This window comes from Pseudoalteromonas sp. 2CM36K, assembly GCF_023161865.1.
GTDB lineage: Bacteria > Pseudomonadota > Gammaproteobacteria > Enterobacterales > Alteromonadaceae > Pseudoalteromonas > Pseudoalteromonas tetraodonis.
Genome location: NZ_JALNTK010000016.1, coordinates 85579 through 110888, shown reverse-complemented (window position 1 = coordinate 110888; position 25310 = coordinate 85579). Strand labels below are relative to the sequence as shown.

The following is a 25310-nucleotide window of genomic DNA, read 5'->3' as shown; positions in this document are numbered from 1 at the left end:
TGGTCTAGGTCTTACTTTGCTTGCAGTGCGGGTGGAGCAACGATTGAAACGCTTCGAGCTTATGTTGATAGCCAATCCACACCAGATTAAAGTTCTTCGAACTTTACGCCGTAAATCCCCGCCCTCGGATCGGGCGAGGGTTTACGGCGAAACTGCTAAAAACTATACCATAAACTTAAACTGCTTTATTTATATTTGCGTACTAATTATCCAGCCAACGGCAACTAAAATAGTTAACCCAATCATAGTTTTAGTTTTATGTTTACTGATAAGTCGCTCAGCTTGATTGCCTGCATAATATACCACTAACGCTAACCCAAAATAGCGTATGGAGCGGGCAATCGCAGATGCCACTAAAAACAGTGCCAGCGAGTACTTGGTAGCTCCGGCGGCCAACATCGCAATTTGAAACGGAATAGGCACAATACCTAGGCTTAATACAAACCAAAAACCTTGTGCCTGCATTTTTTGCTTAACGTTTTCAAACTGTTCAGGACTAGAAAAGGTATTAATGATCCAATCGCCCACTACATCAAATAAATAATAACCCAACGCATAACCAAACAACGCCCCTATAACACAGCCGATTGTGGCCATAAGGGCAATTTGCCAAAGCTTTTCCCGCCTTGCTTGCATTAGCGGTACTAGCACCGCCTCGAGTGGAATGGGCACTATGGTGGATTCTAAAAATGAAGCAAACGTGATCCCGCTGAGCATATTTTTAGACTCAATAAACTGACGTGTTTTTTTCTTGAGCTTTTTTTGTATAGCCATAAACGTCCTGTTAACAATGAGGTAAGTGATTAAATCATCTCATAATAAGGTTAATGCTACCTTAAGAAGGACACTTTCAACATTCATATAAGTTGAATGCGCTTACTAAAAAGCGTTTTAAACATTAAACGCACACTATATTTAGAAAACGCTAGCATAATATGTAATTTTGCAGACCTTTTTTTTTACTTACTTAAATACAGCGTTGATCAACGCAATTAAAATAAATAGATAGTTTTATCAGCAACACCTTATGCATAAAAAACATAAAATTAACACTTGTTATCGAGATTGCAAAAATATATTGTATAAAAATTACAGAAGGAACTTGATACATGCAGCTCCCAATAGAACAATTAATTACTGGCTGGCAAAATGGCTGTACGCAAAGTGCAAACGAGTTAAAAGCGCGCCTTTATTATCATCTCAAACAAGTCTGTCATAGTCACTTACAAAACTATCGTGGTGAAATAGATTCAACTTACGTGCTACAGCACTTACCAAACACTGGCTCACTACTCCATCAATCTCTTATGGAACTAATTCCTCCACAACAAAGTATTAGTCAAAAAACACAGTTTAATGCTTATATCAGTGTGTTTATTCGCAATATTTTATGCGATGAAATTCGCAAGTTTCAAGCCCTTAAACGCACTCCTAATGCAGAAAAAACCCAGCAACAAAGCGATCAACTAAAACACCAAGAAGACTTTTTGGCACTTGACAGCGCATTAAATCATTTAGAAAAAGATCATCCGCAAAAAGCACTAATATTCTCTCAACATTACTTTTTGGGCATTGATACTAGCACATTAGCGGAGCAATTTGATGTATCACTAGCCACTGTTTATCGTGAATTGGACGCTGCAAAAGCATTTTTAAGGCTCTGCATAGAGCACTAATCAAAAAATAAGAATAATAATGACTAAATTTACTAATTCACTCAATTTATTTGAATACTTACTTAAAGAATTTCCTAACGACCTGATGACAGGCCTAGAAAGCGTGGAGAGCGTAAGTAAAGATGTGCTAAATGAAACTAAGCAACTTATATTAGCGCATAATAAAAATCAGCAGCAAACACAATTTCATCAATCAATTAGCCACTCCACTGACCTTTTAAGTAAAAATAATAAAATAGAAAACTTGATAGGCAAAACCATTGCCCATTTCACATTAAAAACCTTATTGGGTAGTGGGGGTATGGGTGTTGTTTACTTAGCACATCGAAATGATGGTAAATTTGAGCAAACCGTTGCTATAAAAGTTATTTACCCAACTATTACTGCATTACACGGCCCACAAAACTTAACCCGTGAAGCGCAATATCTAGCACAACTAAACCATCAAAATATAGCAGGGGTACTAGACGCAGGTGAATGTGAATTTGGCATGTACATGGTGATGGAATACGTCGAAGGCACCACGCTTTTAATTTACTGCGATGAGCAAAACTTAAATACAAAACAGCGCCTGTCTTTATTTTGTAAAGTGTGTGATGCCGTTAGCTATGCTCACCAGAACCGAGTGATCCATGCAGATTTAAAACCATCGAACATACTTGTTAACAAACAAGGCGAACCCAAGCTTATTGATTTTGGTGTTGCACGTACGATAAATAGTGAACATATAGACTTCGTTGTTAATGATTATATAAAAGCACTAAGTCAAGAGTACGCCAGCCCAGAGCAACTTGCAGGACAAACGCTTACGACTCAGAGTGACGTGTATAGTTTAGGGAAAATACTAAAAAATTTAGTTCCAAAACAGAGCTACGAAATAAAGTGCATTACTAATAAAGCTCTGAAGAATGTAACTGAGCGCTATGAAAGCTCATCACGATTAAAGGTTGAGCTAGAGTGCTTTTTAAGTAATAAACCGATTAGTATATTACAAAGCAAACGCTATACCTTAAAAAAGTATTCACAACGCCACCCTATTCCCGTAATGCTAGCATCTGCATTGGTTATTGCTTCAGTAAGCTTTACGTCAGTCCTGTGGGCTCAAAATACATCACTTATAAAAGAGCAGCGGCTATCGGAATCTATTCTTGAGTTTATGTTCAATACATTTGAACAGGCCAATCCTGAAGTAAACAAAGGGCAACCAATACTAGCCAAAGATTTACTACTAAAACAACAACAAAAAACACACAGTGAATTTAACAACAACCCTGAAATTATTTATAGATTAAATAAAAAAATAGGCGACTCATTAACAGCACTAGGGGAATACCAAAGTGCAAACAATGCGTATCAACAAGCACTAAATATTAAACAAGAAGAAAACGAAAATGATTTTGAGTTAGCCAGTGAAATAGCAGAGAATTTAATCCAACTTAGTCAATTCGAAGAAGCTAAGCGTTACTTACAAGACCCCTTAACGCAAGATAATCAGATACAAGCAAGGTATTACCAATTACTCGGTAAAATTTATGCTGGCCTTGAAAATTATAAAAAAGCGAACGAGTTATATACAAAATCATTGAGTTTTAACCCTGATAAAAAATTAGAGTCGTTGGTTTTAACTGATCAAGCCATCAATTTGGTACATTTATCTAACTACCCTAAATCGCTAGAGTTACGCGAAAAATCGCTAAGTATTATTACCGAATACTTTCCTGAAGATAATGTGAGTATTGCTTTAGCAGAACATGAAATAGCTATCATCTTACATAACATGGGGAAATACGAAAAGGCATTAAAATATTTTGATTCAAGTTTAGCAAGGAGTATTAAAATATATAGTAAAAACCACCCCTTGATAGCCGAGCAATTAGCTAATCTAGCGAATACTTACGCAGAATTAAAAGAAACAGAGAAAGCAATATCAACACTGAAAGAGGTAACACAAACTCTAGAGAGCTTCTATCCATCCGCTCATACAGATACAGGTTTTAGCTATGTCTACTTGGGTAATGCTCAATTAGACGCAAAGGACTATAACTCTGCAAAGAAAAATTTTGAACAAGCACTTGCGATTGATACAGAACTTAACCAAAGTGATTCGCACCTAAAATTAGGTGCCCTAAATGGTTTAGCATTGGTGTATCGATTAACTGAGCAGTACCCTAAAGCAAAGCAAGCATTTGCTGACTTACTTATTTTAATTACCGATGAATATGGTATCGATCACCCAAGGCGTGGGATTGTTCTAGTTAACAGTATCCCCGTTGAAGTGGCTCTTAATAATAAGCAAAAAGCGAAAGAGAATGGAGAGGAAGCTATTAAAATATTTGCTAAACAATATGGTGCAGATAGTCAGTTTATTGAAATGGTTCAAAAACGAATTAAAGATCTTTAAAGTACAAGAAGCTGCTTTGGCAGCTTCTTGTTCATAAAGTTGGTCTGAGATTACTTAACCACGCCACTATTTTGATTATCCCGGTGAATTTTAGACCAAGTATTAGGCATTAAACCTGTGCTGTCGGTTTGAATAGCCACAAGCTTACCTGTTGCACTTGCGGCCGATACATTACTTTCAGATAAAGTACCTATGTATAAAACCCCCTGACTATCGATAGCTGGAGAAGACCAAGTTACATTTGCTTTTAAATCATATTGCCATGCAAGCGTGCCATCTGGTTTATATGTATAAAGTAAATTACTTTCTGAAGAAAAATACACATTACCATTATCGCCAATGGTAGGAGACACATAAACATCACCGGTAATTGCCACTTGCCATTTTATACTTTTATCATTGATATCGAGTGCGTAAAACTCACTATCATCATTATTTTTTGTACCAAAATAAATCGTACTACGCGACTCATCTATCGCTACCGATGAGCGAATGTATGGCGCCTCGAACACCTGCGGATTTGGTAATTCAAACTTCCAACGCAGATCCAAATTATCATCAAAGCTGTATAATATTCCGGCTTCAGAGCCAAAGTAGATATTATTGTTAGAATCAATAGCTGGAGTTGAGTAAACCAAGTCGCCTGCAAAGGTGTCTATATCTTTGAACTCACCCATTAGCTCATAGCTATTTAGATCAAGCTTAAGGACCCGACCCTCATCATAAAAAACAAGCTCACCGTTATAATTTACTGCTCCATTTACAAACCTGTCTTGTCGTTCTTCGCAATTACATAAACGCTCAAACAAGCTCTCACCCGTTTGCGCATTAAAAGCACGGATATCTAAACCAGTGTATATAATCTGGCCTTCAAAAGCCGCAACCTTAGTTAAACCAGAGCCTGTTTGAAAGCCATAATCAGATACACGCTGGCGCCATATTTGCTCGCCGCTACTATTTAGAGCTACTAAGTCACGGTATACTTTATCAAACTCACCAATACGCTTATCGACTGTAAAATAAATATTACCATTGTGTACAACAGGGCTTGAGCGAACCTCTTCGCCATTAGGTAAGGTGTAGCGCCACTTTTCACTGCCATCGCGGTTATACGCCACCATTACATCACTACCTGCGGGATCATTACGCACATTCTTGGCTGTGCCTATATAAATTGTTTGCTCATCAGCACTTAGTGCCGGTGACGAATAATAAGCAAAGCTTGTGGTTGGTAATAATTTTTCCCACACTAAGCGCAACTCTTCAACCTTATCAGGTTGTTTATCTGCATCGGACTTGGTGGTTTGTGGATCATCGCTGCCACCACCTCCACCGCAAGCAGCGAGCAGTATACTTAACGCAAATATAATTGATGTTTTAGTTTTAGGAGATTCAAACTGTAAATTCATGTAATTACCTGATAGTTATAATTTATTGTTAAATAAATTCTACCAAGAGAGCTACAACAATTACAGACACGAAAAATGTTTTGATTTTTCTCACAAATTTAAAATATTTTTATCTGTCTTTATGGCGTTACTAAATCATTGAGACGAATTACTTATTCTCAGCCTCGGGGATTGCATCTACAGGCACGCAACTATTAGGGTCTAGCTCAAAGCCCTCGTGCAATGCATTTTGCATTTTAGATAAAAACGCTTTACTTAAAGGCTCACGTGCCGTTATTGAATGATATTCAACCTCTCCTTTATGTGTACATTTATAAGGATATACATACTGATTTTCATCAATCTCTGCTGATGGGTCACTCATCGCACAGCCTAGTAAAACACCAACCATCAAACAACAAAAAATTAAACGAATCATAATCACCTCTATACGTAGCAGCGACTTTATGTCGCGTCCTTTTAAGGGGTTATCCCGCGTCGAGTTTACCCCGAAACGTAGCAGCGACTTTATGTCGCGTTCTTTTAATATACATGACGCGGGCTTCATTTACGTGGTTTCATTTACGCGGGGTAAACCCGCTGCTACACTTATATTTTACCCACAAGAATTGTGAATGAATAATGCGTATAAATTGAGAAAAGGCAGAACGACCTTAAACAATCATTTTTACAGCATCACCATAAAAGAAGCTCTGCTTGCTTATACGTTTTTACTAAAATCAGAAAAAGGTCTAAGCGCACAAATGCTTGATGAGCAAATAGAGACGTGGTTTAAAACAAAGTATAAATGCGAACTCGACTTTGAAATTAGCGATGCGCTTGAAAAGCTCACTCGGATGCGTTTAGTAACCCGCACTAACTATGTGTATAGTGCAATAAATTTAGATCATGCAAAAACTATTTTGGATGAGCGCTGGGATAACCTATTTCAATATAATTAATGTGCAAAGTTTACTTAACAACAAAAAAGCAGCTGTCATTACAGCTGCTTTTTACGTTACTTAACAAGATGCAATTAGCTAAGCAGCTTGATGCCTAGTAAACTTTGCATGCACTAATTTATAAAGTGCTGGTAAAATTAACAACGTTAGCAAAGTGGATGACATAATTCCGCCAACCACAACCGTTGCCAGCGGCCTTTGTAGCTCAGCGCCGGTACCGGTATTTAGCGCCATAGGAATAAACCCTAAACTCGCCACTAAAGCAGTCATTAGTACTGGGCGCAGGCGCGAAAGCGCACCTGTTTGTATTGCATCTATTAAACTAAATCCATCAGCTCTTAATTGTTTAATAAACGACAGCATAACCACACCATTTAATACCGCTACACCACTCAGCGCGATAAACCCCACACCCGCTGAAATAGAAAGCGGCATATCTCGCAGCAATAATGCTAATACCCCACCGGTTAGTGCAAGTGGCACGCCGCTAAATATAATTAACGAATCACGCAGTGAATTAAACGCGCTATAAAGCAGTCCAAATATAAGCATTAAAGTAACCGGCACCACCAGCGATAGCCGTTTACTTGCCGATTCTAGCTGCTCAAACGTACCGCCGTATTCAAGCCAATAACCGCTAGGTAAGTTAAGTTTTGCATTCATACTCGCTTGGGCATCGCTTACAAAGCTGGCTAAATCACGCCCTGTCACATTGGCCGTTACTACCACATTACGCTTGCCGCTTTCGCGATTTATTTGATTCGGGCCCTTTTCAATGCTAATTGTAGCCACTTCTCCAAGCGGTACAAATGCAAGCTCAGGGTTACTACTTTGAGGTAATGCGACAGGTAAACGCGCAAGCGCAGAGACATCAGCAGACCAACGCTTATCTAAGCGTACTAATAACGAAAAGCGCTTATCACCCTCATAAATGAGCCCTGTTTGCACCCCGCCAACGGCAGCGGCAAGCGTTTGTTGAATGTCGTTTACAGTTAATCCTAGTAGCGCCATATGATCTCGCATTGGAGTAACAGAAAGTGTAGGCAAGCCCTCCATTTGTTCTAAACGAACATCGGTAGCACCGGTAATATTTCGTATTAAGCCGGTGGCTTTTTCGCCAAATTGCTTAAGTATGGCTAAATCGTCACCGTAAATACGCAGCGCTACATCGGCACGCACACCAGCAATTAACTCGTTAAAGCGCATTTCTATAGGCTGAGTAAATTCATAGTTATTACCCGGTACCTCATTCACACGATGACGAATTTTTTGCACTAACGCGTCTTTACTTAGTGATGGATCAGGCCATTGCTTTTGTGGTTTGAGCATTAAAAAGGTGTCGGCAACATTAGGCGGCATAGGATCGCTGGCTACATCCGCAGTACCAATCTTCGAAAATACGTTCGCAATTTCGGGTTGCGCTAATAAAGCCTGCTCCAACTGCTTTTGCATTTGCACCGATTGTTCAATACCGGTGCCAGTAATACGCAGCGCATGCATTGCAATGTCACCTTCATCAAGCTGAGGTAAAAATTCGGCGCCCATATTTTTCACTTTAAAGCCAAGTGTAATTACAAGCACAGCAGCAATGCTCACCATCAGCCACGGTAATTTAAGCGATAAGCCAAGTAGCGGTTTATAACCTTTTTTAACACCACGCATTACCGCATTTTCGCTCTCACTCACTTTACCGCGTACAAATACCGCAATAGCGGCAGGCACAAAGGTAACGGCAAAAATAAGTGCGCCAACTAATGCAGCAACCACTGTAAACGCCATAGGCTGAAACATTTTGCCCTCTACACCACTCAGTGCAAATAGCGGTAAATACACCAACATAATAATTAAAATGCCAAATACTGCTGGGCTGAACACTTCTTTAGTGGCTGAAGTTACAACCTCTAAACGCTCACTGAGTGTAAGTAAGCGCCCATGTTTATGTTGAGCCATCCCTAATTGACGAAGGCAGTTTTCAACCACAATCACCGCGCCATCTACAATTAATCCAAAGTCGATTGCACCTAAGCTCATTAAGTTACCCGAGACTCGATTACCCACCATGCCTGTAATAGCAAATAGCATACTCAACGGAATAACCATGGCGGTAATAAGCGCACCTGTGATGTTCCCGAGCAATAACAGTAAAATGACGATAACTAATACCGCCCCTTCAAACAGGTTTTTTTGTACTGTGGCAATGGTTTTATCAACCAGGTTGGTACGGTCATAGACAGGCTCAACGATAACCCCTGCAGGTAAGCTTTTTTGTACCTCTATCAACTTGTCAGCCATGGCTTTGGCAACCACACGGCTGTTTTCACCTATTAGCATCATTGCCGTGCCTAGTACGGTTTCTTCGCCATTATAGGTAGCCGCGCCGGTTCTAAGTTCTTTTCCTAAATACACATTGGCCACATCTTTAATTCGCACAGGAGCATCATCACGCTTGGCGATAACGGTGTTTGCTATATCGGCTAAGGTTTTTAATTGCCCAGGCGAGCGCACTAAATATTGGCCGTCAAAGCGCTCTATAAACCCTGCGCCACGGTTGCTGTTATTAAGCTCAAGTGCACTAATAACATCCTTGATTGTCAGCTTATAAGCAATGAGCTTTTCTGGCATGGGCGCAACCTGGTATTGGCGCTCAAAGCCACCTTGGCTGTTTATTTCGGTTACGCCTTTTACTTTTAAAAGCTGCGGACGAATAACCCAGTCTTGCAAAGTACGCAAGTCTTCGGCGTTATACGCCGTACCATCACTTTTTAACGCATTGGGCTTTACATGCACGCTATAGGTAAATATTTCACCTAAACCACTGGCAATAGGTCCAAGGTTTGGCTCAATATTATTAGGTAAATCGGCGCGAATACTTTGAATGCGCTCTGATATTTGCTGGCGCGCCCAGTAAATATCGGTACCTTCGTTAAAAATAACGGTAACTTGCGAAAGCCCATAACGCGAAATTGAGCGGGTGTAATCAAGCTTAGGAATACCCGCCATCGCCGTTTCGACTAAGTAAGTGATACGCTGCTCAACTTCAAGTGGGGTAAAACCAGGCGCTTTAGTATTAATTTGCACTTGCACGTTGGTAATATCGGGGACAGCATCTACCGCTAAGTTTTGGATGTTATACACACCAAACCCAGCAAATAAAAATGTTAGCGCAAGCACCATCATGCGGCGTTTAACCGCAAAAGAAACAATCCAGTTAATCATGGTACCTCCTAGTGAGCGTGACTTGCGCCGCTTTTTAAAATATCGGCTTTGATCACATAGCTATTGGCAGTGACGTACTCACTACCGGGGCTTAAACCTGCGATGACTTCAACCCACTCGCTATTTTTTGCGCCTAAAGTAACCGGGCGTACTTCAAACACATTATTTTTACGCACAAACACACTCGCCATGCCGTTAAACTCTTGAATAGCCTCAGGCTTTACACGCACGCGAGCATTGACTTTATCGATACTGACATCAGTATTAACATGCATACCCGGACGCCAATGACCATCAGGGTTATTAAGCTCAATACGGGCACGTGCAATATGCCCGCCGGTCATCATAGGTGCTATAAAAAACACCTTACCTTGGGCATTTAAATGATGATGTAAATCGTACACGATGGCGCTTTGACCAATGGCTAGATTTTCGATGTTTTCAGGAAAGGCTGAGAGCTCAACCCATACTTTATCAAGGTTCACGACCTGCATTAACGCACGAGTACTTGCCAGTTCGCCACGCTTTAAATATTGCTCGGTTACCACACCACTAATGGGGCTTTTAATACTGTAGTTTTGCAATGTTTCACGGTTGGTGACACTGGCCAGTACCTCACCTTTTTGAACCGTTTGACCAATGCTGACAAAAATATCGCTGATCAATCCGGTATATGGCGCCATCACTTCTACTGTGCCGTGCTGTGTCGGTGCAATAACACCAAACAGCGTGTCAGAAATATCAACTTCGCCACTTTGTGCTATCTGCGTTTTAATACCCGCACCTTTAATCGCTCGCTCACTAAGCATAGTGCGACCTTCGTATTGGGTGTACTCAAAACTAACGTGTTCACCTTTATAATTGGCAGTAATGAAAAGCGCAAACGAATGTGGCTCATTTATGGGTTGCGTGCTAACAAGGTACTCATTCTCACGCGTAAATTGTATTTTTTGCGGCGCTTCTACTAATCGCTTTAAGTTCATTTCGATGCTTAAATCGTTTATATCTACTGGCTGATTTTGCTCATAACCATATACGCGCAGCTCAACTTTACCTGCCAATTCTCGCAGCTTTAACTCAAGAGTGAGCTTTGCGTTGGTTAATAAAAAGCCGCCATGGGCACCTTGTTTTTGGGTTTGCTCTGTTTGCCCATGCTCTGATGAGGCAAATACATGTGTGCTTATAACGCTCGTTGTAGACGAAAGTAATATTAATAATGCGATAAACGTGTTGTTCATGATTGAAAAGTCTCAGTTAAAGATTGGCCAGTTAAACGCTCAAGAGTAAGGTGCGTTTGATATAGCGCTGCATAGGTATTGATAAGTGCGCGTTTAGAGTCAAATAGAGCTTGTTGGGCATCGAGCAATTGCAACACCGAAATTTGTCCGCGTTGATAGCTTTTTAAACTTTGCTCAATAAGTGTTTGGGCTTGTGGAATAACCTGCTCAGATAACAACTGCGCCTGTAACGTTTTGCCTTGGTAATAGGTGTACAAGGTACGAACTTGTTGGCGTAACTGAACCCGTAATTGCCCTTGCTGCTCACGTAACAATGCCAACTGACTGTTAGCCGCTTCAATATTACCGCTATTTGGGTTACTCAATTGCAATGGCATAGAAAACGAAAACAGCAACGAACTGGTATCGCTTTGCTGATTGTAGCGCAGGCCCGCACCTACATTAATGTCGCTTTGCCCGTTGGCTTTTTGCAGCGTTAAGTTGGCCGCTTGCTGTAAGTATTGTTGCTGCAACATGGCAAACTCAGGCGCTTGGTTAACTGCATTAAGTAACGCTTGCTCAGATTTAAGCGGTATTAAGGTAGCCATATTCCCTGCGAAATTCGTGTAGCTATGTTGCTCATTCCACAGCTCATTGAGCGATAAACGCGCTCGCTCAAATTCGCTATTTAGCTTAGCTGTCTCAAGCTCAACTTGGCTTAGTGCATAACGCATACGGGTTACATCGGCTTGCGATACAGCGCCGGCGTTAGCCCGTTGCTTTATTGCTTTGAGAGCTTGGCTCACCACGTGATGTCGTTCGCTGTTAAGCGTAAGTAAGGTTTGAAATTTAAGCGCCTCGTAATATCGCTCACCAGTGGTTGCTAATAAAGCTAACCGAGTATTTTGATATTGTATTGCTTGGGCTTTAATGTTCGCCGTTGCGTAATTTATGCGGCTTTGGCGTTTATCTCCAAGCTCTATAAGCTGGCTAAATGCCAAGGTTATTTCAGCGTCTTGCACACCACGCGCATCGTTTGTCCCTAATAAGTTTTCAGCTTCTATATTTAAAATAGGGTTAGGCGAAAGTGCCGCTTGAGATTTAAGTGCGCTGAGTATTTTTTGATGATAAGGGTAGCGTTTTAATAGCGGATTTTGTTGCTCGGTATTTATCAACGCTTGTTTTAGAGTTAGTGTTTTAACATTTGCAAACGCACTAAAAGCAGGCAGCGCGCACAGCATCACCACCAACATAATTGATCTTTTATTCATATAGCTTGTCCGTTTTTTAATAAACAGAGTTCACTTGCAAACCATTCTCAACCTTCGCAAAGAAATAGCGACAGTGTAAAATAGTTAGCAATTTAAACATGCCATAACAGCCCATAGAACGCTTACGCGCAGGCAGCTAAAAGCACAATAATTAATTGAAATTAAATTAAAAACTAGCTAAATGAATTCGGTGGGGGTACATCAGGTGGATAATTTAAACTATGGTAATACACAAGTACTGAGGGTTTACTTTGTTGAGGAATAATAGCGTGACTAAGTGTGCTGTAATAGCCACAGTGACAATGTTGGTGTGCATGAATCTCAACCGGTGGCTGATTATCGCTTTGTCCATGGTCATTATCAGCGGTTATAGTGTTTTGTGATAATGCGTTACTTACATGCTCAACGTCTTCTTGTAAATGGTATGCAGCGCCATCACAACTTATAAAGCTGTGCACAAGCACGAGTAACATGACCATTAACAAACGATTTGAGCGCATAATTTAGCTATCTTCTCAGCCTAAAATTGACTTAAATAAACCTAACCAATTAAAGCCATATAGTATATTAGCGGCAAACGACAATAAAGGGCTTTTTATCAATTGATGGCGCCAATTGCGTTTACTGAGGTTAACTATAAAACAAAAAACCACCGGCTTTAATAGCCAGTGGTTTTTTAAAATTAACGCTTAAGCAACCGCATGTTCTAAAATTTCACGGCTTTCTTTTAGCGTAATCGCTTGGTTTTCACCAAGGGCAACCATGCCATGTGCTTCTAGTTTGCCAATAATATTATCAATGGCAGCCGCTTTATCATCACCATGTTCAGTTAGCTGTGTTGCAACCTCAAGGCTGTGGTAAAACGCTTCAATCGCTTGAATTGTTTGCTCTGCTAAATCATCAGTTTGCTCAAGACCAAATACGTTTTTACCCATTTGCTCTAGTTTCGCTTTTTTAACTGCAAATTGATTGCGCAATAAAGAAGGCTGAACAATAGCAAGCGAACGCGCATGGTCAACACCATAGGCAGCAGTAAGCTCATGACCAATCATGTGGGTTGCCCAATCTTGCGATACGCCTGAACCAATTAAGCCATTAAGTGCTTGGTTAGCTGCCCACATAAGGTTTGCACGCCATGCATCGTCTTGGTTTTCAAAGTTATCGCCCAGTGTTTTGAGCGTTTTTAATAGTGCCTCTGCGTATCCTTCTTGTACCAATGCGCCTTCAGGGAACGTAAGGTACTGCTCACACGTATGCACCCACGCATCAACTAAGCCATTTACAAGCTGGCGCTGTGGTAATGTTTTCATTACATCAGGATCCATAATCGCAAATTTAGGCAGTACTTCTGGTGAAGCAAACGGCAATTTTTGCTTAGTCGCTTCTTTGCTTACCACTGAGTTTTGGTTAGATTCAGAACCTGTAGCTGGTAGCGTTAATACGGCACCAATTGGTAATGCGCTAGTAATTGTATGCTTACCAGTAGGAATGTCCCAACCTTCGCCGTCGTATACTGCAGAAGCGGCAATGTATTTAACGCCGTCTATTACAGAGCCGCCGCCGACACCTAATACAAAGTCGATATCTTGTTCTTTACAAATTTTAACCGCTTGGTCAAGTACTTCAATTGTTGGGTTAGCACCCACACCCGAGAATTCGACCCAATCAAAACCTTCAAGTGCAGCAGCAACTTGGTCATACACGCCGTTCTTTTTAATTGAGCCGCCGCCATAAACAACCAATACTTTTTGATCTTTTGCGATCAAGTCGCTAAGTGCGGCAATTTGCTGTTGGCCAAATTGGATGAGAGTGGGATTTACGTAGGTAAATTTCATTATTTTGCTCCTAGGTGACGGTTAATTTCATAATGCTTTACTTAGCCACATATCAAGTAAAGCTTTGATGGATGCATATTAGTAGCAAAGTTAATGTATAAAAAGCCCAATAACCGCCTAAAGCTTGCCTAAAACTACCAGCACGGTTATTTTACGCAAAATATTTTAATTACAGATACTTTTATGCCCATCATAGCCAAAATGCTGCAACAATACGCCGAGCACAATAATTTACTAAGCTTTGAGGGCACCATGGAAACAATTATTCCTGGGGTGTATTTTCATCGCGCTACCAAAAGTTCACCGCGCCAGCCGCTTATTTATAACTCAGGCATAATCGTGGTTGGCCAAGGCCGTAAAATAATTCATTTCCCAGAACATCAAATAGAATACGGCGAAGGTGATTACTTGGTACTAGGTGTACCTGTCCCATTAGAGTGTGAAGCGTTTACCGATAATGACTTACCGGTTATGGGCATAGCTATAGACATAAACCCTGTCATGTTGCACAAGCTAGTTAATCAGATGTTGCAGCACCAGCTTTTATCTGTCTCCAGCGCGAATATTGGCACAGTACAATCCGCCAAGCTAGACTGCGCAATGGAGCAAGTGACATGTAGGTTGCTAACGGTTTTAAATAATCCACTTGAGGCTGAGGTATTCGGCGAAGATATAGTAAAAGAGCTAGTGTATCGTGTCCTTTGCGGCCCCCAAGGGAATACTTTAATAGGTCTAGCTATGCATGATGGCTATTATGCGCGTATAGCTCGCTCACTAGCAACGATGCATCAGGACTATGCAAACCCTATTACTGTTGAAGGTTTAGCAGAAGAGGTCAATATGAGTGTCTCCTCTTTTCATCGTGCATTTAGGCAGGTAACGTTTGAATCTCCCTTACAATACTTAAAAAAAGTACGTTTAGCTAAAGCAAAAGAGTTAATTACCACAGCGGGAAGCAAAGCAAATGAAGCTGCTTTTAAGGTAGGTTACACCAGTGCATCACAGTTTAGCCGTGAGTTTAAACGCCACTTTAATAAAACTCCGAGTGAAATAGAGTAATAAAAATAAGATTTACCCACTCATGCGCTATATCAAACTTTATCATTAACTTTTACTAGCAAAGATAACACGCTTTGTTAATATAGAGTAACAGCCATTTTTTTAACCCTACTATGCTCAATAACACCGTAACAATAAGGAAGCACTTACATATAACCACCTCCTTATGTATTAAATTTTGCGGTGCTTTATTTGTCATTTTTATTTTTCTTATCTGCAATACAGCTATTGCAAAAGATAGCTGCAATTTAAAATCTATCGCAAACAGTGTACCCACTCCCTTATCGCAAGGTATTGCTGCAGACATAAAACTAGAAAAAGGCATTAACCAATTTGAGTTGGTATGTACGCTAAACCAAAGCGGTGTTTTTACGTTTACTCGCCCTGCACTTGAACGTTTTTCGTGGCAACAAAATAACCAATTAAAAGCCCCTTTAAAAACAAATCAAATGGCTATTTTAATGGAACAAGGCAGCTTTAATGCAAAGCTAACTTTAACCACTACTGCCAGCTATAACCCCCGGTTTACTTGGCTAGACTCACAGCAATTTATTGAAAAGGTGCAATTGTACAATTTAATATTTGGGGTGTTTTATGGATTATGCGCAACGCTTATTTTTTATGCTTTAATAATAGGTTATGGCATTAAAGACGCTATTTTTAAACTGTATGGCATCTATCTTTTTTGTATCGCTAGCTTTATTTTTTTACAAGAAGGCCAGCCCTATTTATTTACCAATGGCTACTTTTCTGCATATATCAGCCACCTTTATACATTAAGCATTGGTTTAACTATAGTCAGTGCTACTTGGTTTATGAGCGCACTATTAGAGCTACCTGAGTATTGGCGCAAATTAAGTTATGCATTAAAAATTACCGCGTTATGTGTACTGACTTTGTGCTTACAAAAAATAGCTTTAGATTTGCCCGCTATTACTAATATCACCACAATCGTTACTGGCTATTTGTCACTACTAATTGTGATGACCATTTTTATACTCTCAGCCGTGCAAGCTAAACAAGGCGTTAACGAAGCCAGCTTAGTATTTATTGCCTTAAGCTGTGTATTTATCAGCATGATATTTAGAGTGTTACTAACCGAATACAGTCCTTTTATACAGCGTTATGGGTTTGTGATTGCTTTTGCGATTGAATCTCTGCTTCTTGCTATTGCAGTTGGTAGGCGAATTCAACGACTCAGTTATGCTAAAAAACAGGCTGAACGGCACGCTAATTACGATCATCTTTGTCATATTTATAACCGCCGAGGCTGGAGTTTAAAAGCCAATGAGTTATTAAAAAAACACGCTCAACGTGGTGGCGTGTTGTGTTTTTTATATATCGATTTAGACCGATTTAAAGCAATAAATGATACCTACGGCCATGATGTTGGCGATAAAGTACTCTGCATAGTGGCTGAGTCAATTAGTCAGCATATGCGCAGTGAAGACGCAGTTGGCCGCTTAGGCGGAGATGAGTTTGTGGCTATGGCATTATTTACCAGCAAAGATAAAATTAACCGCCGAGTTGCGACCCTTGAACAAAAATTAAATGCGCTTAGCTTAGAGCACCAAGGTAACACCATCGCTATTTACGCAAGCGTAGGGCAAATAAACTATAGCGAAGCGCCTAAAAATTTAGATGAGGTTTTAAAAGCCGGTGATAAAGCAATGTATCAAAAAAAGTCATTACGAAAAGCGCAGGCTAAGCAAATCTTCACAAGAGAAAACGCCTAAAGTCATCGTTTAGGCGCATAATCATTACTCGTCTTTTTTGAATAAGACTTCTGGGTTTACCATAGTTTTCATTTCTAAAACGTTACCATTTGGATCTTCAATAAAAAACGTTTCTTGCTCAAATTCATCACCTACAAAACGGCGGTAAGGCTTATCTAAATATTCAAGGCCCGCGTGTGCAATACGTTTTTTTAATGCCTGAAATTCATCTTCAGATAAGTGAATACCAAAATGCGGTACAGCTACTGCGCCCATATCAACATCATGACGCACTGTTGGTAAGCGCTCTGTGCTTTGATGAAGCGTTAACTCGTTACCCCAAAAATCAATGTCTACCCATCGCCCAGCTTCACTATTACCCGTTTTACAACCAAGCACGTCACAATAAAACGCTTTCGCTTTTTCAAGATCACCAGCTGGAATAGCCAAATGCAAACAGTTAGACATAAATTACCTTAGGTTATAACTTTTAATATATGAAATATGCTGCATTATACATAATTTGTAATTTATAGAACATTAACGGCATTATTTTTAGTCATTCATTGCGTACATTTAATTTAAAGCCACGGTTATTTGCTCTTTTGGGAGCCATATATCGCTTTTAGTCTTAAATTGTCGATTTTAACTATTAAAGCTAAAACTGAACCTTTATGATGTGCGCCTTATGACTAAATTCATACTTTTAAAATTCATCACCTTTTTTATCGGCTGCTTGTCGTGCTTTATATTGCATACCACATTGGCATTACCTATTGTTGTGTCTGCTGCTTTAACAGGCCTCATCGGCTCATTTATTCCGTTTCCTGCACGTTATCAAAACCACCCTTATGCCTCCATTTATGCAGGTAGTTTTGCCGGTATGTGTTCCACCAACTTAATTAGCAACTATTGGGAAATCGCTATTATTTCTGCCATTGGCGCTGTTTTATATACACTAACACTTAATGTATTTGCAGGATTTGGCGGACGATTAGGCAGTATTGCATTTGCCAGTGTAGCCCTGTTTGTTTTAGCTAAAGGATTGCTGATATGACTATTACATACCCAGTATTAGCCTTGGCTGGTGCTTTTTTTACCTTTTATTTAGCAAAGCATAACCGCTTTGATGCTATAAGAGCCTCAGCTGCACTTTCAATTATTGCCTATTTGATTTTTGCACAGCTGAGCCTCAACGCAGAACTCTATAGTATCGTCTTTTTTGGCGGCACCTTTATTGGCATGAGCGCCCCTCACCGCTTTGGTGTTTATACGCTTGCCAGTTCAGCAATTATATTTTCATTGTTTTTTGCCTATTTGGTTCCCATTCTTGATGGCTTTGGTGGCGCTTTGGGAATTAGTGCATTTTTATCAGTGTGTATTTGCCACCTTTTTATTTTACTGGGTGCGCCTCGCAGTAAAAAAACTAAAATTTAAGACTTACTTGAATAAAAGTTCAATTAAATCGTACAAAAATAACGCTCCTTTTTTATCAATACAAAGTTTGGCTACGTAGGGTTCGCAAAGCTGCAACACTGCAACACTGCAACATTCAATTAAAGGGAAAATTATGAATAAAGTATTTAAGCTCGGTGCTATCATACTTTTCTTGTTACTCATTCAAGGTTGTAGTAGCGACGACGATAACAACGCCCCTGTCACTGTAGATCCACAACCAGCCGTTTCTATTTTTGATGCCGCACAGGACTCTGGAGAATTCACTACCCTTGTAGCAGCTTTAGAAGCAACAGGTCTAGATGAAACACTAGACGATTTAACTAACAGCTATACCGTTTTTGCTCCTACGGATGATGCATTTGCAGCGCTCGGTCAGGATACAATTAATGCGCTGTTAGCTGATACAGATACACTTCGTGATATTTTGCTTTACCATGTATTCCCTAACGCCACTGTTTTATCTGATGACGCTGTAGCCATTGCTAATAGCAATAGTAACAAAGTAGAAATGGCCAATGGCGACATGGCTGCTATTTCTTATGTAAATAGCTCGCTATTTATCAAGGATTCTGCAAGCAGCAGGGTTAGTTGATACGTTTAACGATACTACTCAATCATTTACTGTATTTGCACCAACAAATGCGGCATTTAGTAAAATTCCTTCCGCTGATTTAGATGCCTTATTGGCTGACACCGCTGCACTAACAGGTGTTCTGACTCAACACGTATTAGGCGCTCAAGTTGGAAGTACCGATGCATTTGCAGCCAATGGTAAAATGGTCACTGCACTTGCTGATAATATGCTAAGCGTAAACGTGGTAGATTTTACCAGTACTGAAAATACAGCAACAGACAGCGTAGCTTATGATGCAACAAATAATCGTTTAGTAACGGGTATGACCGATGCAATGTCAGGTAAAACGGTGTATGTATTTGATAACGACTTAGGTGAGACAACGAGCGTGTGTGAAGCAACTTGTGCAACAACGTGGCCGCCGTGTTAGGTACTTCGGCATCAATTGAAAATATTCCGGGTTTATCATTGATTGCTCGCTCAGATGACAGCATGCAAGTAGCTTACCTTGGCCTCCCTTTATATACCTTCTCAGGTGATACGGCAGCTGGTCAGAATAATGGTCAAGCTGTGAACGATATTTGGTGGCAAGTAAGTTTACCGGCTACATCACTACAAGTAGCTGGCAGCAATGTAGCAACCACTGATATTTGCACTAGCAATGGCGTTGTACACTTAATTGATACAGTGATCACAACGGCCAAATAACTAAATTTTACTGTGAGATAAGCTAGGAGTGATGCTATTTGCTCCTGGCTTTTTTTATATAAAAATAGGTTTACTTATTACTACGTTGAGAGCTTGTTGGGTAGCCAAACAACACGTTTGACTTGGCTTTTAACCCTTTAGCTTGGTAAGTACTTTTAAATAAATACTGCCACTGATGAAAAGTGATTTTGATTGGGTTATTACTGTTTAATTGACCAATAATGCCGTATTTACAGGGCTTGTTTTCATCCTCTTCTACATAAGTGCCAAATAATTTATCCCAAATAATTAAAACGCCAGCGAAGTTTTTATCTAAGTAGCCATTATTTATAGCGTGGTGCACCCGATGATGCGATGGGGTATTAAATAATGCTTCAAACCAACCGAGCTTTTTTACCACTTGCGTGTGTACAAAAAATTGATAAGCTAAATTAAGCGCCACCACCGCAAAAACAATCACAGGCTCAAAGCCTATTAATATCATCGGCAACCAAAATAGCCACATTCCCGCCAGCGGATACATTAAACTTTGCCTAAATGCCGTGGTAAAGTTCATTTTAGTAGAACTATGATGCACTACATGAGCGGCCCATAACCAATGAATATGGTGTGATGCACGATGAAACCAATAGTATAAAAAGTCTTGCAGTAAAAAAGCGCCTAAAACAGTAAATACTGTCAATTCAATATCAAATAGTCGAAACTGATACAACCAATAAAAAAACGGCATTAATAATAATAACGCAATGGCATCAGCGCCTTGATGTAATAAAGCAAGTAACGCGTTGGCTAAGCTGTCTTTTATATCGTAGTAACGTCTAAATTTTATAAACTCAACCCCTACAAACAGCAAAAAAATAGGGCTCAGTGCTAATAAAATAATTTCAATGCTCATGACGTTTCTCCTGAAAATAGCTGGCTATTTTTTTAAGTGCTTGGCTAACATCTTTTTTTATAAAAAAAGCCAGTATAAAGTCGGGTAACCACAAAGGCGCAATACAACGAATATGGTAGCTGATCTCGGTGAGTGATGGCTGAGTATTATTGGCTTTTAAGTAAATATCACCACGGTGCTGTGCAACGGGTTTATCCCCTAAAATGCGGTAACAAATGTGGCTATTATTGGCCGTTATTATTTGCTCTTTAAATGTTGTACCTTGCATTTTTATTTGTCTAATGGTGCCTTTTCCACCACTTATTTCACCCGAGTCTTGCGGTGTTAACACTTCAAACTGCGCATTAAAAAAGCGCCCCAAATCAGCATGCGCTAATAATAAGGTGCATAATTGTTCAGGCGTTGCTGCCACACTATGTTTAACGTTTATCTCAATCATTGTGTGCCCCATATTATTTTTATAGAGCTCTAGCATATAAAAATATTGCATGGCAAACTTGCGATTAGATGACTATTTTTTAGCTTTAGGCGACAAATGAAAACCTTAGCCGATCATTACTTTTCTAGCTGTTTGGATTATCTTCAAAGCACAGGATTAGATAGCCAAGAGATACTAACTGCCATTGAATTTGATGAATATGCAAATAAGCAAACACAACAATTAGCGCCTCGTATTAGCTTAAAAAGCTATAATGCGCTGCTTAGTTATGCACAGCAAACGCTAAATGACTCCTTATTCGGGTTTGAGTTAGGAAAACAAATACGCACCGCTGATTTTGGTGTACTTGGGTATTTAATTGAATCAAGTACTAATCTAGCCAGTGCCATTACTGCATTACTGAGCTACGACAGTTTAGTGGCTAACATAGGGCGTGCTGAGTTTGAACAGCAACAAACACTTTGCAAGGTAACCTGGTTAGCAGACCCACAGTGCAGTCCACAGGCCGTATTACGAAATATGACCGCGTGGGTAAGTGTTATACGCCAACTGCTTAATCCTCAGCTTTCGCCTAGTTGCGTTTATTTCATAGCACATTTTTCAGACAGTGAGTTACAACAATTAGCGCAATGGTTTAATTGCCCAGTAAAAGCTGGCGCTAACTTTAATCAAGTAGAGTTTCCAAGTAGTTACTTAACCCTTCCTTTTAAAACCGATAACTCCCAGATTAACGCTGTGCTAAAGCAAATGTCAGAGCAACAGCTATCCCAGTTTAAAAGTCAGCAATTATTAACAGAAAAAATTAATCATATTTTAATGGCTAAATACGATTTGCAGGACTGTTCACTGATCAGAACGGCTAGTGCTTTAAATATGACCCCGCGCACAGTGCAACGTCATCTAAAGCAAGAAAACACCAATTTTGCTGCTCTTCTTGAGCAAGAGCAAAAACGCCGTTTGTTAACTTATATTCCTCATTATCCGCTAAGCAGTATTGCAACTATGTTGGGGTTTAATGATCAAAGCTCTTTTAATCGCGCCTTTAAGCGCTGGTATCAATGCTCACCTCGTCAATTTATAAAAAACAACAATTAAACAATTTGATTACCTAAAACACATATTACCGTGTACCTTTTTATTAATTTTATTTACACTAGCCTCATGTATTGCTTTAAAGACAATTATTTATGCGTTTGCGTATGATGTTAACTGTTTTTGTAGTGGTTTTTTATAGTGCGGTCTGTCACGCAAACCCGGTCACCTTCATCGCTGAAGATTTGCCCCCTTATCATTTTAAAAACCCTCAAGGTGAAGCGCAGGGTGCCTTAGTTGATATCGCTAAAGCAGTATTAAAAGGCACGGCTTTAACAGCAACGTTTGAAATAATGCCGATGGCGCGTATGTTTCAACAACAACAAGCCAATCCTAATGCCATCATGCTGTCACTGTTAAAAACACCAAACAGAAACAGCCAGTTTAAGTGGCTGGGAAAAGTGTATTTTGCAGATGCATACCTAGTAAGTTTACGCAGTCATAACGATGAAGTGATTCACTTAAACTTTGCCAAAGAATACAAAGTAGCCACTATTCGCGGTTATTCTGCACAAGCTTATTTAGAAGCTCAAGGCTTTACTGAAAGTGAGAATCTAGTCTTAGTGAGTTACTACCAGCAGCTATGGAGAATGCTGTATAAAAATCGTATCGATTTTGTGGTGACTAACACCCTCACCCTTGAAAACGAGTTAAAGCGAGCAGGGCTCGACCCAAGCTTAATTACTAAGCGTATACATTTAGATGAACTACCTTCTTCTCTTCACTTTGCAGCAAGTAAGCAGCTTAACCCGCAAACAGCGAAAATTATTACTGCTAGATTAAACGCGATAAAAGAAAGCGGTGAATACCAACAAATTTTAAATAAATGGCAACTCCCTATTCCAACGCGCCTTTAGTCTTGAGTGGGTAAAACGCCTTGTGTTAAGTAATTTTTTAATGAAGTAAATAAAGGTGAAGGTAAGTTATTAATATCGCACCAACGCCACTGTAAACATTTGTTAGGCTCTTTATTTACAGGCTCGCCACCTTCATACTTTGCCTGCACATATAAAGTAATATAATGCTTGTTCTCGGCGCTAAAAATATCGTTGGTAAAATCGAGTTTACGAATATTAGTAACAGTAAGCCCTGTCTCTTCTGCTACTTCGCGCACTGCACATTGCTCAACCGTTTCACCAAATTCTAAATGCCCCCCAGGGGTTGCCCAGGTATTTGCACCATGTGCGCCTATTCGCTCACCGAGTAAAATTTTATTATCATGCATTACTATCACTGCAACGCCTACTCTGACAACTTGACTCATTATTACTACATTAAATAGTTCATCATTTTTATATGTTACCTCATTTAAATCATCAAACTAGTTGTTAGTTCGTTATAAACCATAGCGTTAGCTAAAAACCACACAACCCGTTCATTATTCAACCGACCATAGTCGAATATCACTCCTGATAAAAAGCGCTTAGTTTTAAATAAAGTTATATTAAATTTTGCTCAGGAGCCTTTATGTCAGGTGAATACAAACAACATTACAACGAGTTTAAACAAAACCCGGCAGCGTTTTGGTTATCGCAAAGTAAACGCCTCCCTTGGTACCAGGCTCCCGAAACAGCTTACACACAAGATGAAAACGGTTTATATCACTGGTATGCCGATGGCCAACTTAATAGCTGCTTTTTAGCCGTAGATCAGCATGTTATTGCCGGCCATGGTGATGAAACAGCGTTAATTTATGACTCACCCGTAACCAATACCGCGCGCAGCTACAGTTACTTTGAACTACAACAAGAAGTCGCTAAATTCGCAGGAGTAATGCAGTCTTTAGGCGTAACAAAAGGCGACCGCGTGGTTATTTATATGCCCATGATCCCCGAGGCTGTAATTGGCATGTTAGCCTGCGCCCGCATCGGCGCTATTCATTCGGTCGTTTTTGGCGGGTTTGCAGCACATGAGCTTGCCGTAAGAATTGATGACGCCAAGCCTAAGTTAGTACTCAGTGCTTCTTGCGGTGTAGAAGTGAATACCGTAATTGAATACAAAGAGTTACTTGATAACGCCCTCGAATCAGCCTCGTATAAAGTAGAACATTGTATTATTTATCAGCGTGAACAAGTAACTGCACCACTTATGCCTGAGCGTGATATTGACTGGGCTGTTGCAATGCAAACAGCTACTGGCGTTGATCCTGTTCCGGTAAGTGGCGATCACCCGCTTTATATTTTATACACGTCAGGCACAACGGGTACTCCCAAGGGGGTTGTTCGTGAAAATGGCGGCCATGCCGTGGCCATGCATTACAGCATGGAAACCGTATACGGAATGAAACCTGGTGACGTGTTTTGGGCCGCTTCAGATATTGGTTGGGTTGTAGGTCATTCGTACATAGTGTATGCCCCACTTATATACCGCTGCGCCACTATTTTATTTGAAGGTAAACCGGTTAGAACCCCAGATGCCAGTGCATTTTGGCGAGTGGTTGAACAGTATAAAGTAACGGCTTTATTTAGCGCACCGACAGCCTTTAGAGCGATAAAAAAAGAAGATCCCAATGCCGATGGGTTTAAACAATACGATACTTCAAGTCTGAAACGCTTGTTTTTAGCAGGCGAGCGCTTAGATCCTCCCACCTACGATTGGCTCAAAGAAAAAACAGGCCTACCTGTGCTTGATCATTGGTGGCAAACAGAAACTGGTTGGGCGATAGCCTGTAATCCTGTCGGCATTGAGCACCTACCTACAAAAGCAGGCAGTTCAACGGTTGCGACTCCTGGGTTTGACGTACGTATTTTAGATATGAATGGTGACGAATGCGCCCCCAATGAACAAGGTGCAGTCGTTATTAAACTGCCTTTACCGCCAGGATGTTTACCCACTATTTGGCAAAATACCGAACGCTTTAAAGCCGGTTATTTAAGTGAATATGAAGGCTATTATCTCTCTGGCGACGGCGGATATATTGATGATGATGGCTACCTATTTATTATGGGCCGCATCGATGATGTGATTAATGTTGCGGGGCATCGTTTATCAACCGGTGAAATGGAAGAAATTGTAGCCGCTCATCCCGCGGTTGCTGAATGTGCCGTATTTGGTGTTAATGATGCGCTCAAGGGTCAAAACCCCATGGCCATGGTGGTATTAAAAAATGATTTTCATGGATCGCATAAAGAAGTAGAGCAGCAATTGGTACAAACCGTGCGTAATCAAATCGGCGCTATTGCGTGTCTTAAAAATATTATGTGTGTAGAGCGCTTACCAAAAACACGCTCAGGTAAAATTTTACGCAAAAACTTACGTCAACTTATTGATGGTGAAGAACTACAAATTCCATCAACCATTGACGATCCGAGTATTTTTGAGGAGTTAACTCTGCAACTTGCTGAAAATAAAATATAAATATTATTTTTAAAACGTCTATTTAAGCGCGGCTTAAATAGACTTTT

Annotated in this window: 25 protein-coding genes and 1 pseudogene; 14 read left to right on the top strand and 12 right to left on the bottom strand. The window is 40.2% G+C overall.

Going from position 1 to position 25310, the window contains the following annotated elements:
• Positions 1–90 (top strand): transposase (locus tag MTN97_RS11495; protein WP_248474446.1); only part of this gene is annotated, 90 nt, incomplete at its 5' end.
• A 99-nt stretch (positions 91–189) separates the two neighbouring features.
• Here MTN97_RS11495 and MTN97_RS11490 read toward each other — a convergent pair.
• Positions 190–774, bottom strand: coding sequence for a YqaA family protein (locus MTN97_RS11490; RefSeq protein WP_248474442.1), 585 nt, complete (start codon positions 772–774; stop codon positions 190–192).
• A 335-nt stretch (positions 775–1109) separates the two neighbouring features.
• Here MTN97_RS11490 and MTN97_RS11485 point away from each other — a divergent pair, with 335 nt between their 5' ends.
• Together MTN97_RS11485 and MTN97_RS11480 are read left to right on the top strand one after the other, a co-directional pair.
• Positions 1110–1676 (top strand): antiterminator Q family protein, encoded by a 567-nt coding sequence (locus MTN97_RS11485; protein WP_248474441.1) that lies wholly within the window; start codon positions 1110–1112, stop codon positions 1674–1676.
• Between the two features lie 19 nt (positions 1677–1695).
• On the top strand, positions 1696–4077 hold the full coding sequence (locus MTN97_RS11480; protein WP_248474440.1) for a serine/threonine-protein kinase: 2382 nt from the start codon (positions 1696–1698) through the stop codon (positions 4075–4077).
• 50 nt (positions 4078–4127) lie between these two features.
• Here MTN97_RS11480 and MTN97_RS11475 read toward each other — a convergent pair whose 3' ends face one another.
• Together MTN97_RS11475 and MTN97_RS11470 are read right to left on the bottom strand one after the other, a co-directional pair.
• A complete protein-coding gene (locus tag MTN97_RS11475) occupies positions 4128–5486 on the bottom strand; it encodes a PQQ-binding-like beta-propeller repeat protein (protein WP_248474439.1) in 1359 nt (452 codons plus the stop codon).
• 148 nt (positions 5487–5634) lie between these two features.
• Positions 5635–5904 (bottom strand): hypothetical protein, encoded by a 270-nt coding sequence (locus tag MTN97_RS11470; RefSeq protein ID WP_248474438.1) that lies wholly within the window; start codon positions 5902–5904, stop codon positions 5635–5637.
• Between the two features lie 262 nt (positions 5905–6166).
• On the opposite strand from MTN97_RS11470, the pseudogene MTN97_RS11465 reads away from it, so the two are divergent.
• Positions 6167–6427: pseudogene (locus tag MTN97_RS11465) on the top strand (DUF3754 domain-containing protein); the annotation flags it as partial.
• Positions 6428–6505: 78 nt separating this feature from the next.
• On the opposite strand, the gene MTN97_RS11460 reads toward MTN97_RS11465, so the two are convergent.
• From MTN97_RS11460 to MTN97_RS11440, 5 genes are all read right to left on the bottom strand, one after another.
• Entirely contained in the window at positions 6506–9643 is a 3138-nt protein-coding gene (locus tag MTN97_RS11460; RefSeq protein ID WP_248474437.1) for an efflux RND transporter permease subunit, read from the bottom strand.
• Positions 9644–9651: 8 nt separating this feature from the next.
• Positions 9652–10881: an efflux RND transporter periplasmic adaptor subunit gene (locus tag MTN97_RS11455; protein WP_248474436.1), complete on the bottom strand. Its 1230-nt coding sequence runs from the start codon at positions 10879–10881 to the stop codon at positions 9652–9654.
• Positions 10878–12131, bottom strand: coding sequence for a TolC family protein (locus MTN97_RS11450; RefSeq protein WP_248474435.1), 1254 nt, complete (start codon positions 12129–12131; stop codon positions 10878–10880). Before MTN97_RS11450 ends, MTN97_RS11455 begins: the two co-directional genes overlap by 4 nt.
• 173 nt (positions 12132–12304) lie before the next feature.
• Positions 12305–12631, bottom strand: a complete 327-nt coding sequence (locus tag MTN97_RS11445; RefSeq protein WP_248474434.1) for a hypothetical protein — start codon at positions 12629–12631, stop codon at positions 12305–12307.
• Between the two features lie 189 nt (positions 12632–12820).
• Positions 12821–13966 (bottom strand): iron-containing alcohol dehydrogenase, encoded by a 1146-nt coding sequence (locus MTN97_RS11440; protein WP_248474433.1) that lies wholly within the window; start codon positions 13964–13966, stop codon positions 12821–12823.
• A gap of 183 nt (positions 13967–14149) precedes the next feature.
• On the opposite strand from MTN97_RS11440, the gene MTN97_RS11435 reads away from it, so the two are divergent.
• Both MTN97_RS11435 and MTN97_RS11430 read left to right on the top strand, forming a co-directional pair.
• Positions 14150–15025: an AraC family transcriptional regulator gene (locus tag MTN97_RS11435; RefSeq protein ID WP_248474432.1), complete on the top strand. Its 876-nt coding sequence runs from the start codon at positions 14150–14152 to the stop codon at positions 15023–15025.
• 113 nt (positions 15026–15138) lie between these two features.
• Positions 15139–16761 carry a diguanylate cyclase gene (locus MTN97_RS11430; RefSeq protein ID WP_248474431.1) on the top strand — a complete coding sequence of 541 codons (1623 nt, stop codon included), beginning with the start codon at positions 15139–15141 and terminating at the stop codon, positions 16759–16761.
• Between the two features lie 24 nt (positions 16762–16785).
• On the opposite strand, the gene MTN97_RS11425 is transcribed toward MTN97_RS11430, so the two are convergent.
• Entirely contained in the window at positions 16786–17208 is a 423-nt protein-coding gene (locus MTN97_RS11425) for a VOC family protein (RefSeq protein WP_036981430.1), read from the bottom strand.
• Positions 17209–17428: 220 nt separating this feature from the next.
• Here MTN97_RS11425 and MTN97_RS11420 point away from each other — a divergent pair, with 220 nt between their 5' ends.
• The 5 genes from MTN97_RS11420 to MTN97_RS11400 all read left to right on the top strand — a co-directional run bounded on the left by MTN97_RS11420 (position 17429) and on the right by MTN97_RS11400 (position 19480).
• The gene (locus MTN97_RS11420; RefSeq protein ID WP_171034667.1) at positions 17429–17797 is read left to right on the top strand and encodes a hypothetical protein; all 369 of its coding nucleotides are present in this window, start codon (positions 17429–17431) and stop codon (positions 17795–17797) included.
• Complete coding sequence (locus MTN97_RS11415; RefSeq protein ID WP_008111424.1) at positions 17794–18177, top strand: hypothetical protein; 384 nt, start codon at positions 17794–17796, stop codon at positions 18175–18177. Before MTN97_RS11420 ends, MTN97_RS11415 begins: the two co-directional genes overlap by 4 nt.
• Before the next feature lie 133 nt (positions 18178–18310).
• On the top strand, positions 18311–18790 hold the full coding sequence (locus MTN97_RS11410) for a fasciclin domain-containing protein (protein ID WP_248474430.1): 480 nt from the start codon (positions 18311–18313) through the stop codon (positions 18788–18790).
• A complete protein-coding gene (locus MTN97_RS11405) occupies positions 18744–19202 on the top strand; it encodes a fasciclin domain-containing protein (RefSeq protein ID WP_312842962.1) in 459 nt (152 codons plus the stop codon). The genes MTN97_RS11410 and MTN97_RS11405 overlap by 47 nt, the downstream gene beginning before the upstream one ends.
• Entirely contained in the window at positions 19196–19480 is a 285-nt protein-coding gene (locus MTN97_RS11400; protein WP_248474429.1) for a fasciclin domain-containing protein, read from the top strand. The genes MTN97_RS11405 and MTN97_RS11400 overlap by 7 nt, the downstream gene beginning before the upstream one ends.
• Positions 19481–19550: 70 nt before the next feature.
• On the opposite strand, the gene MTN97_RS11395 is transcribed toward MTN97_RS11400, so the two are convergent.
• Complete coding sequence (locus tag MTN97_RS11395; protein WP_248474428.1) at positions 19551–20375, bottom strand: sterol desaturase family protein; 825 nt, start codon at positions 20373–20375, stop codon at positions 19551–19553.
• The gene (locus tag MTN97_RS11390) at positions 20365–20814 is read right to left on the bottom strand and encodes an SRPBCC family protein (RefSeq protein ID WP_214553116.1); all 450 of its coding nucleotides are present in this window, start codon (positions 20812–20814) and stop codon (positions 20365–20367) included. The genes MTN97_RS11395 and MTN97_RS11390 overlap by 11 nt, the downstream gene beginning before the upstream one ends.
• Before the next feature lie 96 nt (positions 20815–20910).
• Between MTN97_RS11390 and MTN97_RS11385 the strand changes: the two genes are divergently transcribed.
• Positions 20911–21909, top strand: coding sequence for an AraC family transcriptional regulator (locus tag MTN97_RS11385; protein WP_248474427.1), 999 nt, complete (start codon positions 20911–20913; stop codon positions 21907–21909).
• A gap of 92 nt (positions 21910–22001) precedes the next feature.
• Positions 22002–22763 carry a substrate-binding periplasmic protein gene (locus tag MTN97_RS11380; protein ID WP_248474426.1) on the top strand — a complete coding sequence of 254 codons (762 nt, stop codon included), beginning with the start codon at positions 22002–22004 and terminating at the stop codon, positions 22761–22763.
• Here the strand turns inward: MTN97_RS11380 and MTN97_RS11375 are convergent.
• Positions 22760–23170: an NUDIX hydrolase gene (locus tag MTN97_RS11375; RefSeq protein ID WP_036956608.1), complete on the bottom strand. Its 411-nt coding sequence runs from the start codon at positions 23168–23170 to the stop codon at positions 22760–22762. The genes MTN97_RS11380 and MTN97_RS11375 overlap by 4 nt on opposite strands.
• Before the next feature lie 203 nt (positions 23171–23373).
• On the opposite strand from MTN97_RS11375, the gene MTN97_RS11370 reads away from it, so the two are divergent.
• Entirely contained in the window at positions 23374–25263 is a 1890-nt protein-coding gene (locus MTN97_RS11370) for a propionyl-CoA synthetase (protein ID WP_248474425.1), read from the top strand.
• Positions 25264–25310 lie beyond the last annotated feature (47 nt).

What these genes read in the sequence shown, in the direction of transcription:
- MTN97_RS11490 (WP_248474442.1), bottom strand. Translation starts at nt 774, where the DNA reads ATGGCTATACAAAAAAAGCTCAAGAAAAAAACACGTCAGTTTATTGAG.
- MTN97_RS11485 (WP_248474441.1), top strand. Translation starts at nt 1,110, where the DNA reads ATGCAGCTCCCAATAGAACAATTAATTACTGGCTGGCAAAATGGCTGT.
- MTN97_RS11480 (WP_248474440.1), top strand. Translation starts at nt 1,696, where the DNA reads ATGACTAAATTTACTAATTCACTCAATTTATTTGAATACTTACTTAAA.
- MTN97_RS11475 (WP_248474439.1), bottom strand. Translation starts at nt 5,486, where the DNA reads ATGAATTTACAGTTTGAATCTCCTAAAACTAAAACATCAATTATATTT.
- MTN97_RS11470 (WP_248474438.1), bottom strand. Translation starts at nt 5,904, where the DNA reads ATGATTCGTTTAATTTTTTGTTGTTTGATGGTTGGTGTTTTACTAGGC.
- MTN97_RS11460 (WP_248474437.1), bottom strand. Translation starts at nt 9,643, where the DNA reads ATGATTAACTGGATTGTTTCTTTTGCGGTTAAACGCCGCATGATGGTG.
- MTN97_RS11455 (WP_248474436.1), bottom strand. Translation starts at nt 10,881, where the DNA reads ATGAACAACACGTTTATCGCATTATTAATATTACTTTCGTCTACAACG.
- MTN97_RS11450 (WP_248474435.1), bottom strand. Translation starts at nt 12,131, where the DNA reads ATGAATAAAAGATCAATTATGTTGGTGGTGATGCTGTGCGCGCTGCCT.
- MTN97_RS11445 (WP_248474434.1), bottom strand. Translation starts at nt 12,631, where the DNA reads ATGCGCTCAAATCGTTTGTTAATGGTCATGTTACTCGTGCTTGTGCAC.
- MTN97_RS11440 (WP_248474433.1), bottom strand. Translation starts at nt 13,966, where the DNA reads ATGAAATTTACCTACGTAAATCCCACTCTCATCCAATTTGGCCAACAG.
- MTN97_RS11435 (WP_248474432.1), top strand. Translation starts at nt 14,150, where the DNA reads ATGCCCATCATAGCCAAAATGCTGCAACAATACGCCGAGCACAATAAT.
- MTN97_RS11430 (WP_248474431.1), top strand. Translation starts at nt 15,139, where the DNA reads ATGCTCAATAACACCGTAACAATAAGGAAGCACTTACATATAACCACC.
- MTN97_RS11425 (WP_036981430.1), bottom strand. Translation starts at nt 17,208, where the DNA reads ATGTCTAACTGTTTGCATTTGGCTATTCCAGCTGGTGATCTTGAAAAA.
- MTN97_RS11420 (WP_171034667.1), top strand. Translation starts at nt 17,429, where the DNA reads ATGACTAAATTCATACTTTTAAAATTCATCACCTTTTTTATCGGCTGC.
- MTN97_RS11415 (WP_008111424.1), top strand. Translation starts at nt 17,794, where the DNA reads ATGACTATTACATACCCAGTATTAGCCTTGGCTGGTGCTTTTTTTACC.
- MTN97_RS11410 (WP_248474430.1), top strand. Translation starts at nt 18,311, where the DNA reads ATGAATAAAGTATTTAAGCTCGGTGCTATCATACTTTTCTTGTTACTC.
- MTN97_RS11395 (WP_248474428.1), bottom strand. Translation starts at nt 20,375, where the DNA reads ATGAGCATTGAAATTATTTTATTAGCACTGAGCCCTATTTTTTTGCTG.
- MTN97_RS11390 (WP_214553116.1), bottom strand. Translation starts at nt 20,814, where the DNA reads ATGATTGAGATAAACGTTAAACATAGTGTGGCAGCAACGCCTGAACAA.
- MTN97_RS11385 (WP_248474427.1), top strand. Translation starts at nt 20,911, where the DNA reads ATGAAAACCTTAGCCGATCATTACTTTTCTAGCTGTTTGGATTATCTT.
- MTN97_RS11380 (WP_248474426.1), top strand. Translation starts at nt 22,002, where the DNA reads ATGCGTTTGCGTATGATGTTAACTGTTTTTGTAGTGGTTTTTTATAGT.
- MTN97_RS11375 (WP_036956608.1), bottom strand. Translation starts at nt 23,170, where the DNA reads ATGAGTCAAGTTGTCAGAGTAGGCGTTGCAGTGATAGTAATGCATGAT.
- MTN97_RS11370 (WP_248474425.1), top strand. Translation starts at nt 23,374, where the DNA reads ATGTCAGGTGAATACAAACAACATTACAACGAGTTTAAACAAAACCCG.